Below are 13318 nucleotides of genomic sequence, written 5' to 3'. Positions count from 1 at the left end.
AGGTTTTACTCCTTCGGAAAAATTAGGATTTTATTAAAAATGATTTCTTTGTTTTTAATTTTTTCAAAGACACTTGGTGTTTCTTCTAATTGAAATCGGTGAGAGACAATTTCATCTGTTTGAATTTTGCCATTCGCCATTAACTGAATTGAATAATCCCACTCTTTTCCTGGGAACGGATCAGAAAATGAATTCCAAGAACCATGGATCCCAATTTCATTGCGAAGCAGTTTATCTACTGCTTTGGCTGATAAACGCAGTTCCTGATTGGAAATACCTAAGAAAACGACGCGTCCCATTTTTCCGGTAATGCTAACAGCTTGATTTTGGGCAATTGGTGAGCCAGAAGTATCTAACACGACATTAATTTTTGTATCGGCTAACGCTTCAATTGGATCGATATTCCTTGAATTTACGACTCGGTCTGCTCCTAATTTCTTCGCAATTTCAAGCTTTTCTTCAAAAATATCAATCGCAATGACTTCTTTCGCGCCCATTTCGCGAGCAAATTGTACAGCAAACAGCCCAATCGCTCCAAGCCCCATAATCACCACGGTGTCACCCTTCTGAACATTACCTCTCCATAGGCCATGCACGGCATTTGCTGCAGGGTCTACCATGGCACCAGATTCATAGGATATCGTGTCTGGTAGTTTTAATAGATTGTTTTTATGTACCTTAATGTATTTGGCCATTGCACCATCTGTTCTGGAACCATAATAATTATAAGTATCGCAAAGTCCATATTTTCCTTGTTGGCAATATTCACATTCCAGACAAGGTACAAGCGGAGCTATTGTAACCCGATCACCGACCTCCCAATGGTCTGTATCCGATCCACATTCGACGATTTCCCCGGCAAATTCATGTCCTAGCGTCAGCCCTTGATAATAAGCTCCTTTTACAAGTGCACGTGGAATATCAGAACCACAAATCCCAACTGCTTTCACCTGAATTAATACTTCCTCAGAACTAATCTTTGGCGTATCAACCTGTTCAACCTTTAAATTTCCTGGTTCATATAGCTTTACTGCTTTCATGAAATTTCCCCCTTATTTTGATGTAACTACATCTCCTGTAAGCAATTTAACGATTTCTGCTGCGAGCAATTCATCGATAAACAGCGCGTTCATATATCCTCCATTCAATGCACCGATTACACTTTTAGCCTTAACTACACCTGAAGCAATGGCAATCGAATACTCTTTTTCACGAAGATCTTCTAGCTGAAGCCCAATTGTACGTTTGTTTAATTCTTCATCAGCAAGCGTCCCATCTTCCTTGTAGTATCTGGAACAAATATCTCCAACTGCTTTTTTTGAAATTAAATCTCCATAAGCATTTTTTTTAAAGAAGCCACCCTTATACAAAACATTGTCTCGGGAAACGTTTCCAATTCCGAAAACAGCAATATTACTTACCTTACCAAGTTCTAACGTCTCCTTAATACTTGAATCTGTTGCCATCACAGTGGCAATTAATTCAGTATCAACAATAGTTGGGACTGGCAAAAGTTGATATTCACTCGAAAACGCTTCCGAAAACTTCTCTAGAAGATGTGCGGAACCTGTGGAAAATGAATTTCTTGCAATACCGCCGTTCAATTGGACAATTTTCATATTGTTTAAGGGCTTTGCTTTTAAATAAGGAATGACATGGGTCAATGTGTTACCCCAGGAAATACCAAGAATGGTGTTGTCAGTACAAATCTCAAATAAATATTCTGCTGCAGCCTTGCCGACATCGTTTAAAATCAATGAATCATCGTGAACATATACAGGTGCGACAAAAACCTTTTCTAAGGAGTATTTTTCTTTTATTTTGTTTTCTAGTTTTTGTACTGAGCTAAGTGTGTAGTTAATCTTAACGTCAACGATTCCTTCTTTTATTGCAGCGTCGATGATTCGACTAATGGTAGGACGAGAATACGGTAATCTTTCAGAGATTTCTTTTTGTGTTAACTTCATCTCATAGTACATCTTTACAACCATGATCATTTCATCTCGAGAGTACAAGGTTAAACCTCCCCTCGTAAAATTTTGTTCAACACGTAAAATTTTGTTCATGAGTTTATTATAGTGAATATTCTAAAAAGTGTAAGCCTTTTCTCACAACTTGAACAAAATTTCATTTTTCGTATTCACAATGTTTTTTAATGTTATTTCTAAGTAGAAATGTGTTATATTTATAGTTTTTAAAAGAATAGTGAGCGTCCTTAAACGTGGTAATCGTATGTTTTTTCGCAAAAAAGAAGCTAGCCTATTCGGCTAGCTTTGCAATAGAGAGGTTTTTTACTTTAGAAAGGGTGAATCTTAAAACTTTAAAACAGATTTCATAGCACTATCGTTAGTACTAACTTTTGAAAATCGAGGGTCCTATTATTATCGATTTTCAGGAGGCAGGGTTTTCCGACCCTACTATATTAAATGAGTTTTTAACTTAGTTATTTGAAGATAAGGTACTCTTAAACACCTCTTGTTCTTCATGTCTCTATAATACTAAGAGCTTATGTAATTCTTATGAGGAACTTATGTGGAAGTTGTGAAGATTGGAAGGACAGGGAAAGTTCATCTACTTCCGACAAAGGAAAAGCTAGTTGGTCCATCCCCTCGCCTTCCTTTCGACCGATTTCCCGGGAAACATGTTTTAATCAAACGTTTGAATGAACAAGCTGCAAATTCAATAATAACAATGGTTACACCCTTTTCTCTCCGAAATATATTGCTATTAAACATCAAATCCTGTCTAAGTAAATAGGTCAAATTTCGATCATATAGAACTTTAATCCCCTGATATTAAATCCAGCAGACAGAAGGAAGCTCAAGAACCGGCCCCCTACTTTCAATATAGGTAATATCTTTAATTTTCTATTATATACATAGTATAGATTTGTTATATTAGGGGGTATTATCATTGAACTTAGGTAAGAAAATGATCTCATTATTTGTGGGATATTCCTATTGCCTGTTTATGTCAACTTACTATGACTTTTTTCTCACACTTTATGCACCCTTAATAATCGCGGCTATCATCCTTCCTTTCATATTAAAATTCCCAAACCATCTATCTCTCAACATCCTTACAGCAATCGCAACAGCTATACCAATAAGCACATTATTAATCAACTTAGTTCCTGCAGAACATCTGCCCGATCTCAATCTAGGCTTTTACCATTTAACAAAACTCGAAACGACGACAATCTGCGTCAGCATGATCCTCGCCAAACTGCCTTACATAAATCTCAAATGGGTTCGTGGCGTTGCCAAAAACGCCTTCTTTGCCGCATCATTCTTAATCATACTGACACTGCTTAGCGTAAAATACATACCTGATGGGTATGGTCCGATCATTTACGTAGTCATTCCAGTTTTACTGCCAATGATTTACCACGCAGCCATTGGGAAAATGAAGCTGTTCAGGACCCTTGCTATCGCTATCCTTACGTACACTGCCGCCATCGGTCTGGATTACTACTTCTTAACCGAAACCAAAAATAAAGCCACCATTATTGAGGGCAGCTTTCCAGGATTTCTGATCATGGATTATCTCATTCCCATTTCGTTTGTAGTCACTCTATTCCTGGGCTTCAACCCTTTAGGACCTCTTTTTGGGAAAAATAAAAACAAAGTTGCTGGCAAAGGAGACAGTGGTAAAGATTTAAGTGATGATCACTCTAGCGGCACGAAAGACAGCATCAAGCAGGACACTTCTGGAAATAACGATGAAAAAGCGGAGACAGCACAAGCTACCTGAGCCAGTCATTCACCTAACATCATATAATGTCCATAAAAATCCAGACATTTTCTCCATCTTGGAATCAAAATCCACTTCCTGCCAATACTAAGAAACAACTTAATATAAAGGATGAAGAAGATGGTTAAACAGAAAGTAGTTTGGGTGCATATTGTATATTTGTTCATTGCTGTGATTGTGTTCATATGGTCTGCCATTAAACCAGTTGATTTCTTTGATTGGATGTTAGAGGTTAGCCCAGCTGTAATTGGGATTATTGTTTCGATTGCCTGCTATAGAAAGTTTCGGCTGACGACTCTGTCCTATACGATTATCTTCATTTTAGCCATCCTGACTTTTATTGGCGGACATTATACATATTCAAGAGTTCCATTATTCGATTCGCTAAAGGACCAATTTGATTTTCAAAGAAACCACTATGACCGGTTTGGCCATTTTTTGAAGGGCCTGTTCGTTATTGTTTTTAGGGAAATTATATTAAGAATGACCTCGCTAACAAAGGGAAAATGGCTGTTTATTATTTCGATTAGTTTTTCTATTACTATTTCTGCTATTTACGAAATTGGTGAATGGGTATTTACAAAAATCGCTCACGGCGGGAAAACAGCGAAGAATTTTCTTGGGACCCAGGGAGACATTTGGGATGCCCAATGGGACATGATGTTGAATTTTATTGGAGCACTTATAGCTTACGTTCTCCTTTCAAAGCTGCATGATAGATTGTTAAAGAAGCTCCGTGAGAACTAATAAATAAAGTTGGCCGCTATCAACCAAAGCGAAGGCCCGGCCAGTAGCAATTGATCAATAAAAACTTGCTATTAGCCATAACAATGACCTAGTCAGGAGTAAAATGGTCAATAAAGACCGCTATTGACCAAAACAAGACCGGGCAAGAATAAAAGTGGTCGATAAAGACTTCCTATTGACCACAACGATGACCTAGCCATTAGAAAAGTGGTCAATAAAGGCTAACTATCGACCACAACAAAGGCCGGGCCATTAGAAAAGTGGTCAATAATGACTTCCTATCGACCAAAACGAAGGCCGATCCATTAGAAAAGTGTCAATTAAGACCTGCTATTGACCACAACGACGATGACCGGGCCATTAGAAAAGTGGTCAATAATGACTTCCTATTGACCATAACGAAGGCCGGACCATTAGAAAAGTGGTCAATAAAGAAGCGCTTCTCCTCTTCAAAAATAATTCAATAAATCTTCAAATTAAATTCCCCTTATATTATGTATGATAATAATGAACAAAACTCAAATTAGACTTTTATAGTCAGCGTCCCTTCCACAATTTTACTAATTAAAAAAAGCACTGGATAATCCAGTGCTTTTAGCTTGGTTAATAAGCAGGGAATCTGAAAACTAAAGGCTTTTAAAACTAAAGCGAGGAATTTCTCTTGAAAAAATATCACAAACCAATACGAAAAAAGATTAAACCCGTTATGAAACGCTGGATTTGGCCATTTTTTCGAAAAGTTTTTATTTTTATAGGTATTTTAGCAGTTTTGATTTTTGGAGCAGGAAAAGTAAATTGGGAGCAAATCGAGAATTGGGCCTTTGAAAAAATGGCCAGACATGAGCCTTTTGGTGAGCAACAGCAGTCGCCTCTATTCACAGAAGGAAGAGTGAGCGTCTCCGATACTGTCGCCTATAAGAAGGAACAATATTTGATTTTTAAAACTAACATCAAAAATACGGTTAAGCTGTTGGCTTCAAAGGTTGGTTTTAAAAGCCACGATTCAAATCAAAATTTATCGAGTATCAGCGAGGAAATTACGAAAAACAGCCAATTCAAAGATCTAAACTTTAATTATGTAGCATTAGAGAATGACCAATCAAAAGTTTCTGAAGGTGCATCAACGGATTGGGATATTATTAAAACCAATCTAAAAGATGGTTTTAGCGCACTTCAGGATATGATAACTGTTCGGGTAATGACTGAAAATGGTGAACCGATGCTTGTAAAGGTTGTAGATAACAAGCCTGTCCTGGTTGAATATGATTCATCTGATAAAATCATGAGATGGGGCAAAGAAATTCAAGCTGCATCAACCAAATATGGAATCGACCCTGCTATCATTGCGGCTGTAATCGAACAAGAATCTGGGGCAATCCCGATGCAAATAGCCCTGCAGGCGCAATTGGCTTGATGCAGTTAATGCCGAGAACTGCTGAGGGATTAGGTGTTATCAATCCTTATGATCCTGCTCAGAATATTGAGGGTGGAACTAAATATTTAGCGATTCAGCTTAATCGGTTCGGAAGCCTTGAATTAGCTTTAGCCGCTTATAATGCCGGGCCAGGTAATGTGCTCAACTCAAGATACTTGTATATCTCTGAGACCCAAAATTATATTCGTAATGTGCCTGCTTTGGTTAATAAGTATCAAAACCAATTTAATTAGGATAACAAATTAATAAGAATCAAAATTAGGATTAACATAGACAAAACAGTTGAGGTAGCGGACATCTGTTCCTTTATCTTCACATAAATTGTTGTTTTGATAGATTAAACGGACAACAGATTCGCTATTTGATCATTATTTGCCATAATTCAATGGTTTTTATATGAATAGGGAATCCTATGTCCCCTTAAGTCTAGCAAAATCTTTATTTTATCAAAATAACGCACTCTATGTCCGTTCAATACCTAGCTTTGATTAGCTCAGACTAATCTAAACCTGGCGATGTGAAAGAATGGGTTTAAATATTGGGTCCATCTATCTATAAAGAAGTATAATATTATGGAAAAATCTAAACAGGGGTTCGGAATATGACCATTCCGAACCCCTTTAACTAAACGGCACCGAACAGAAAATTTTCGGTGCCGTTTACTTACCTGACATTTACTAGTTTATCTATTAAGGCGTTACTTTCTGGCTTTGGGCCAATCGAGATACTGCGGTCACAAATCGCATCGACATCGCGGCGATCATGAGTGACCATAATACAGGTCATGTCAGCTTTATTCAAAATAGCCCCGAGGTCTTTTCGGATAGACTCCTTTAAATCTGCATCAAGATTACTAAACGGTTCATCCATTAAAAGTAATTTCGGCTTTGGCGCAAGTGCCCTAGCTAGTGCAATCCGTTGTTGTTGACCACCACTTAACTCATGAGGGTATCTTTTAGCAAACTCCTCCATTTGCACAAGCTCAAGCATTTCCTTTAGTCGATTGCCCCGTTCTTTACGCGGAATACTCGATAGACCGAAAAGAATGTTATCTTTTACAGTCATATGCGGAAACAAGGCATAATCCTGAAACACCATACCAACCCCACGATTCTCCGGTTGAACGAATAAACCTTCATTTACAACAGGTGTTCCCGCAATCTTAATAATACCTGCTTTAGGCATTTCAAGACCTGCAACAAGACGAAGTAGCGTACTTTTTCCGCTACCGCTAGGACCAAGAATGCCCACAATTTCACCCTTTTTAACCGAGAAGGATAAATCGTTTATGACTGGCGCCTGACTACGAGAAAAAGAAAAGGCCAGACCTTGTATTTCAAGAATATTCATGACTTCACCCTCTTATCAATCATTTGAAAAATCAACACGGACAATGCACTCAGACCAATAATCATCAACGAAGGAATCGAAGCCTCATGAATCATCTCGTCTTTTGCATATTGAAAGGTCTTCGTGGCTAGCGTTTCAAAATTGAATGGTCTTAACAGGAGGACTAATGGCAGCTCCTTACAAATTTCCACAAAAGTCAGGATAAAACCGCTTATTAATGCACCTTTGATTAAGGGTAGGTCCACCTTGAAAAACGTTTTTGTTCTACCATTTCCTAGGAGTCTTGAAGCTTCCGTGTACTTTGAGCCGATTTTCTCAAAGCCCACCTCTATCGCATTAAATCCGGTAGCCATAAACCGAATCGTATAGCCTACAACAAGCATCGCCATTGACATGCTGAGGATGAGCGGTGCCGTTCCGAGTCCCAGCTTTGAATAAAGCGGAGCCAGTTCCTTATCCAGCCTAATAAAGACTGCTAGGACTCCAATTGCAATAATCGCACCAGGGATCGAGTATCCAGATGTGACCCATTTTGATAATACAAACGAAAAGGTAGATTTAGAACGACTTACATTCGCTACAATAACGGCAACAATCAGAATGATACCAGTCGAAATGGCTGCAACCGATACGGTTTGATATAGCAGGGTGAAAAACGCTGGGTCCCATACCTTTTCAGCAGTCAATCCGGCCCATGAAATTAATTGAACCAATGGAATGAAAAACCCCAGTGAAAACACCACTGTACAATAGATAAAGGCTGCCGCGGCCGAAATCCCTTTTAACTTTTTCGGAACAAGCGGTCTTGATTTGTTACTTAAATGATAGCGCTGGCGCTGACGAAGTATCCTCTCAAGGATTATCATCCCGACAATAAACATCATCAACCAAGCCGCTAGTCTCATTGCTGTATCAACATCATACATCCCAAACCACGTTTGAAAAATGGCTGTAGTAATCGTGTGAATACCAAAATAGCTGGTGACACCATAGTCACTCAGCACCTCATAAATCACTAGTACAGCTCCGCCGATCAGCGCTGGCCTTGAAAGCGGAAGGACCACTTTGAAAAATACAGCCAGTGGTTTTCGGCCAAGCAGCCTCGCGTTTTCAATGTAGGCTGCACTTTGATTTTCCAGAAATGTTCTAGCGATAATGTATACGTATGGAAACAAAAATAAGCTAAAAATGAACACTGCCCCACGTAGGGAGGAAATCGATAAAAGTTCCGGTTCTAGCTGATAATCAAACGAATTCCTAAGTGTCGTTTGGATAACACCTGTATAGCTAAGCATCGTTCGATACGTATAGGCTGCAATATACGGTGGAATAGCTAACGGCAGGATTAGGCCCCAACGAAAAAACTTTCGAAAGGGAAAGTCATAAGCCGATGTCAGCCAGGCAAGCGTAATGCCCAAAAAGGCTGTAATCACTCCCGTTAACAACACAAGGACAACGGTATTGAAGAAATAATTTTTGATTAGATATTGGCGGATTTGGAACCAGTTTTCATTAGGCGCTTGGAACAGCTCCACAAAAACATAAAGAATGGGCAGCAGAATAACTGCCGCCGCTATCATACTGATTATCCACCAGCCGTTAAGCTCTTTTTGTGCGTAACGCTTAAGTGGTGCTAGTTTCATATTACTTCCATCCCGTTTTATTGAAGATTTCGATAGCCTTTTGATTGTGCTCTCCTAAACTATCAAAATCAAGCTTTTGCATTTTAAAATCGCCCCATGATTCAAGCAACTCTGCTTGCTTTGCTTTTGGGTTAACCTGGAACTCAAAGTTGTTTGAGGATAAGAACTCCTGAGCTTCAACATCCGTCATATACTCAATTAGCTTAATTGCATTTTCTTTATTTTTACTATGCTTAGTCAAACCAATTCCACTTATGTTTACATGCGTTCCAGCTGTTTCTTGGTTCGGATAGAAAACACCGATGCTGTTCGCTACTTTCACTTCTTCCGGATCTTCAGAATTTGCAAGTAGACCAACATAATACGTGTTCATGATTGCCACATCACCCACGCCTGCAGCAATCGCCTTCGCCTGGTCACGATCTCCACCATCTGGCTGTCGTGCGAAGTTTTTCACGATACCAGAAGCCCATTGTTCAGCTTTTTCTTCGCCATTTAACTCAATAAAAGAAGCTAGTAATGACTGGTTATATAAGCTTGTTGATGAACGTGCTAATACTTTACCTTTCCATTTATCGCTTGTTAAGTCCTCATATGTGGATAGTTGATCAGGAGTAACACGGTCCTTCGAATAAGCGATAACGCGTGCTCTTGTCGCCATACCAACCCACTGATTATCCTTATCACGGAATTTCGCGGGTACATTTTTTTCGATCTTATCAGAGGTAACGGCTTGAAGAACATCATTTTTCTTAGCGTTGGCAAGGACACCACCGTCAACCGTAATGAATAAGTCTGCTTGAGTACTTTCGCCTTCACGCTTCAGCCTTTCAATCAGCTCTTCCGCCTCAGCCTTGACAACATTTACTTTGATGCCTGTTTTTTCCGTGAAATTTTGGTACACTGCATCATCTGCTTCGTAATGTCGAGCTGTATAGACATTAACGACTTGATTCTCAGCCTTCTTCGGTTCGGCTGATTCTTTTTTCGTTTCGGAACCGCTTTGAGTTGTACTGCATCCTGCTAGACCAAGCGCTAGTACACTACTTACTAATAGAGGCTTAACTAATTTCCCCAGATTCATGATTCACTGCCACCTTTTCTTTGTTTATGTATTTTTTAATATATTTCCCGATAATGATAATCATTATCACTCAACGACTTTTATTCTAATTGTAATTGTCACCTATGTCAATGAAAAATCTGACAATTTCATAAAAAATATGTTTATAGTAAAAATATCTGTCAACTGCGAGATAAATACGGCGTATCAACAGAAATTCATAGTTTCCTAGCACTAAAACAACAAAAACCTCATTTTATCTCTTTTTTGAGACAAAATGAGGTCCTTTTTAAAAATATAAAGTGAATTTCATAAAAATCAGTAATTTTTTTCAGAAAAATCATTTTTTCATAAAATTAAATGCACAGGATTTTCCACTTATGCACACAAAAGATCGTTTATGATTCAACCTTAAAAATATATGATACAACTTTTGAAATATATGCACGACTTTCAACTTTTATGATACAACTTTTAAAATTTATGCACGTTTCCCACAACTTTTGATACAAGTTTTCCTGATATGCACGCTAAATATAACATTTGAAACAAGAACACAAATAGAAACCAGGATACCCTAAGAGTAATTCACCTCTTCTTCATCTGTCTGGAACGCTCCAATCCAAATGACTAATCCATTTGTAATACCCCATCAGAATTAAGAGAAGAATAGGATTCATGAAAAGGGAATGCCAAAGACTCCACCAGCCGTAATGAAAATAGCCCCATGGTGAAGGACTTAATGTCAGCCATTCGTAAAACAGCAATCCTGCTTCCCATACGATAAAATAAAGTATTTTCTTTGCTAATTTCTTTTGATAGGGAAACCAGTTGATGAACAACACATTTACGGGTGGAACTAAAAAGACTAGTGCAATTAACGATTCCCAATCAACATTTTTTGAAAAATACCAATAAGCATGATATTTTAAATCTACATAAGTGTCGAAAACGGTTTGGAGAGCAATTGTGAACAACCAAATATGGGCAACTTGGCTACCAATTAATAGTTTGTTTTCTTTATAAGCCACCGTGTTAAACACGATAATGGAAATAATGAGACCTACCATTTGAATTGCTCCTTAAATTTAGCTAATACGCTTAGTCTATCCATTTATTGGTAATATACTTCACCGAATTCATATTTATATTCTACAAAATTTGCGGAAGACGAATGGAGGGTCTTCGCTTCCTTCAACAAGGAAGCAGAGAACCGGCTTCCTGTTTCCATACGAGGTGACATTTTTGCAGCCTATTTTAATTGGTATTTGTTCGGCTTTATTTTTTGCTTTTACTTTTGTTCTTAATGCATCGATGGAGTTATCAGGCGGTAGTTGGATATGGAGTGCTTCGCTTAGATATATCTTTATGATTCCTTTTCTTTTGTTCATTGTCCTCATTCGGAAAAATTTACGCCCCCTATGGACCGAAATGAGAAACCAACCGGTAAGCTGGTTCTTATGGAGTGTTGTTGGATTCGGCTTATTTTATGCCCCATTGTGTTTTGCGGCAGCTTACTCACCCTGGATGGCTAATTGCCGGAACTTGGCAAATTACCATTATTTCAGGCGCATTGCTTGCGCCGTTATTTTTTGAAACAATCCACACAAAGAATGGACCTTTACAAATAAGAGGGCAAATTCCGTTTAAAGGTCTTGTTATGTCCCTTATCATTCTGCTTGGAATTGTATTATTGCAAATCGAACATGCTCAGAAATTTTCAGTAGAAAATCTATTACTAGGTATTATCCCTGGTCCTAATTGCCTCATTTGCTTATCCATTAGGAAATCGAAAAATGATGGAGGTATGTGGAGGACGGTTAGATGCCTATCAACGGGTGCTAGGCATGACCTTAGCCAGTCTGCCATTTTGGTTGTTACTTTCTATGTACGGACTCTTTACCGAAGGATTACCTAGTAAAGGACAAAGTCTTCAAGCTTTGCTAGTCGCCATTTGTTCAGGCGTCATCGCAACGGTCTTATTTTTCAAAGCAACCGATATGGTAAGAGGAAACTTGAAAAAGCTAGCCTCTGTAGAAGCAACACAATCAATGGAAGTGCTATTTGCATTAACTGGGGAATTACTATTTTTGTCGATTCCCATCCCTTCGCTATTATCCTGGTTTGGAATATTCGTTGTTATTCTAGGGATGATTTTGCATAGTTATGCTTCTAATAAAAAGAGGAAAATCCCTTAACACAGTCAATGAATTTATAATCTAAAATAGGTAAGTTAGGTGGGCTTTTTTCATACATTTTTTCATAACTGCTTCATTTCGTGTTTCGAATTTGTTGTATATTGAATATATCCTGTAGTTTTTATACAAATGGAGGGATCGAATGGAACGGAAAATTCGGTTGATTGCGAAGAAGGATATCGATGCTGCTTTGACTGATTCCACGAGAGAATATTTAGTGGGAAAATTGGCCCGACCGCAAAAATTAGTACATATTGATGATGATCAAATTGAAATTGGAATCACAGCTTATAACAATTTTTCATATGAAAAGCCGCACTACCATACGCAAGCGAATGAATATCAATATTTGATGAGTGGAATGACAGAATATTTAGATGTGGAAACAGGTGAAGTCTATCAGTTTAAAAAAGGCGACTTTTATAAAACTCCGCCTGGTGTTCGTTATGCACAAAAGTCAAAGCCTGGTACGACCATTTTTTTCATCAAAACACCACCTGGGAATGATAAACAAGAGCTTGAACTGACAGATAAAGTAGCAGAGTGGCTGCAATCGCAAATGAAAATAACTCGTTCTGATTTTACAAATGATCCGAGTGCACCAGCTGCAAATTCGATTAAGCCGGCTGCCGCAGTTGCGATTGTGAATGACCAAAACGAAATTTTGCTTTTGCAACGTCGTGATAACGGAAAATGGACAATGCCCGGTGGAACGATGGATTTCGGAGAAGATTTAAAAACATGCGCAATCAGAGAAGTCCAAGAAGAAACAGGCTACAAGGTCGAAGTCACCGACATCATCGGAACCTATTCGAATCCTAAGACAGTCATTGCCTATTCAGATGGCGAGGTTCGGCAGGAATTTGCGATTCTGTACAGGGGGACGATTACAAATGGTCATTTTGAAATGGACAGCGAATCAACAGCCTACAAATGGATCAAGCTCGAGCAAGCAACACAGCTACCAATGGCAGAATCACAGAAACAAAGAATGGAAGATGTGATTCTTTACTTTGAACAGGGAGTCTGGGCTTTGAAATAGGAAGCAGAAGGACTGTTCTTCTGCTTCCTATTCCTTGGAGCCTCTCATTAATTTACATTTATGCATTTCCTCTCATCCAAGTCCACG

At 38.5% G+C, this 13318-nt stretch carries 12 protein-coding genes and 1 pseudogene; 6 read left to right on the top strand and 7 right to left on the bottom strand.

Going from position 1 to position 13318, the window contains the following annotated elements; genetic code table 11:
- Positions 1 to 5: 5 nt before the first annotated feature.
- Both RGF10_RS02720 and RGF10_RS02715 read right to left on the bottom strand, forming a co-directional pair.
- On the bottom strand, positions 6 to 1040 hold the full coding sequence (locus RGF10_RS02720) for a galactitol-1-phosphate 5-dehydrogenase (protein ID WP_318507069.1): 1035 nt from the start codon (positions 1038 to 1040) through the stop codon (positions 6 to 8).
- Between the two features lie 12 nt (positions 1041 to 1052).
- Positions 1053 to 2015, bottom strand: a complete 963-nt coding sequence (locus tag RGF10_RS02715; protein WP_318507067.1) for a sugar-binding transcriptional regulator — start codon at positions 2013 to 2015, stop codon at positions 1053 to 1055.
- Positions 2016 to 2913: 898 nt separating this feature from the next.
- Between RGF10_RS02715 and RGF10_RS02710 the strand changes: the two genes are divergently transcribed.
- The 4 genes from RGF10_RS02710 to RGF10_RS02695 all read left to right on the top strand — a co-directional run bounded on the left by RGF10_RS02710 (position 2914) and on the right by RGF10_RS02695 (position 6168).
- The gene (locus RGF10_RS02710; protein WP_318507065.1) at positions 2914 to 3753 is read left to right on the top strand and encodes a hypothetical protein; all 840 of its coding nucleotides are present in this window, start codon (positions 2914 to 2916) and stop codon (positions 3751 to 3753) included.
- 120 nt (positions 3754 to 3873) lie between these two features.
- The gene (locus RGF10_RS02705) at positions 3874 to 4500 is read left to right on the top strand and encodes a DUF2238 domain-containing protein (RefSeq protein ID WP_318507063.1); all 627 of its coding nucleotides are present in this window, start codon (positions 3874 to 3876) and stop codon (positions 4498 to 4500) included.
- A 661-nt stretch (positions 4501 to 5161) separates the two neighbouring features.
- Positions 5162 to 5914 (top strand): hypothetical protein, encoded by a 753-nt coding sequence (locus RGF10_RS02700; RefSeq protein WP_318507061.1) that lies wholly within the window; start codon positions 5162 to 5164, stop codon positions 5912 to 5914.
- On the top strand, positions 5914 to 6168 hold the full coding sequence (locus RGF10_RS02695) for a lytic transglycosylase domain-containing protein (protein ID WP_318509311.1): 255 nt from the start codon (positions 5914 to 5916) through the stop codon (positions 6166 to 6168). Before RGF10_RS02700 ends, RGF10_RS02695 begins: the two co-directional genes overlap by 1 nt.
- Before the next feature lie 430 nt (positions 6169 to 6598).
- Here the strand turns inward: RGF10_RS02695 and RGF10_RS02690 are convergent, their stop codons facing one another.
- The 5 genes from RGF10_RS02690 to RGF10_RS02670 all read right to left on the bottom strand — a co-directional run bounded on the left by RGF10_RS02690 (position 6599) and on the right by RGF10_RS02670 (position 11382).
- The gene (locus tag RGF10_RS02690; RefSeq protein ID WP_318507059.1) at positions 6599 to 7285 is read right to left on the bottom strand and encodes an ABC transporter ATP-binding protein; all 687 of its coding nucleotides are present in this window, start codon (positions 7283 to 7285) and stop codon (positions 6599 to 6601) included.
- Complete coding sequence (locus RGF10_RS02685; protein WP_318507057.1) at positions 7282 to 8928, bottom strand: ABC transporter permease; 1647 nt, start codon at positions 8926 to 8928, stop codon at positions 7282 to 7284. The genes RGF10_RS02690 and RGF10_RS02685 overlap by 4 nt, the downstream gene beginning before the upstream one ends.
- Before the next feature lies 1 nt (position 8929).
- The gene (locus RGF10_RS02680) at positions 8930 to 10012 is read right to left on the bottom strand and encodes a Fe(3+) ABC transporter substrate-binding protein (RefSeq protein WP_318507055.1); all 1083 of its coding nucleotides are present in this window, start codon (positions 10010 to 10012) and stop codon (positions 8930 to 8932) included.
- A gap of 578 nt (positions 10013 to 10590) precedes the next feature.
- Complete coding sequence (locus RGF10_RS02675; RefSeq protein WP_318507053.1) at positions 10591 to 11061, bottom strand: hypothetical protein; 471 nt, start codon at positions 11059 to 11061, stop codon at positions 10591 to 10593.
- Positions 11062 to 11136: 75 nt separating this feature from the next.
- The gene (locus RGF10_RS02670) at positions 11137 to 11382 is read right to left on the bottom strand and encodes a hypothetical protein (RefSeq protein WP_318509691.1); all 246 of its coding nucleotides are present in this window, start codon (positions 11380 to 11382) and stop codon (positions 11137 to 11139) included.
- On the opposite strand from RGF10_RS02670, the pseudogene RGF10_RS02665 reads away from it, so the two are divergent.
- Together RGF10_RS02665 and RGF10_RS02660 are read left to right on the top strand one after the other, a co-directional pair.
- Positions 11306 to 12189, top strand: a pseudogene (locus RGF10_RS02665) (multidrug resistance efflux transporter family protein). The gene RGF10_RS02670 and the pseudogene RGF10_RS02665 overlap by 77 nt on opposite strands.
- A 142-nt stretch (positions 12190 to 12331) precedes the next feature.
- Positions 12332 to 13231, top strand: a complete 900-nt coding sequence (locus RGF10_RS02660; RefSeq protein WP_318507051.1) for an NUDIX domain-containing protein — start codon at positions 12332 to 12334, stop codon at positions 13229 to 13231.
- The last annotated feature ends 87 nt before the right edge of the window (positions 13232 to 13318 follow it).

This window comes from Bacillus sp. T3 (assembly GCF_033449965.1).
Lineage (GTDB): Bacteria > Bacillota > Bacilli > Bacillales > Cytobacillaceae > Bacillus_BU.
The sequence above is the reverse complement of the archived record's forward strand: the minus strand, read 5'-3'. Positions and strand labels throughout refer to the sequence as shown.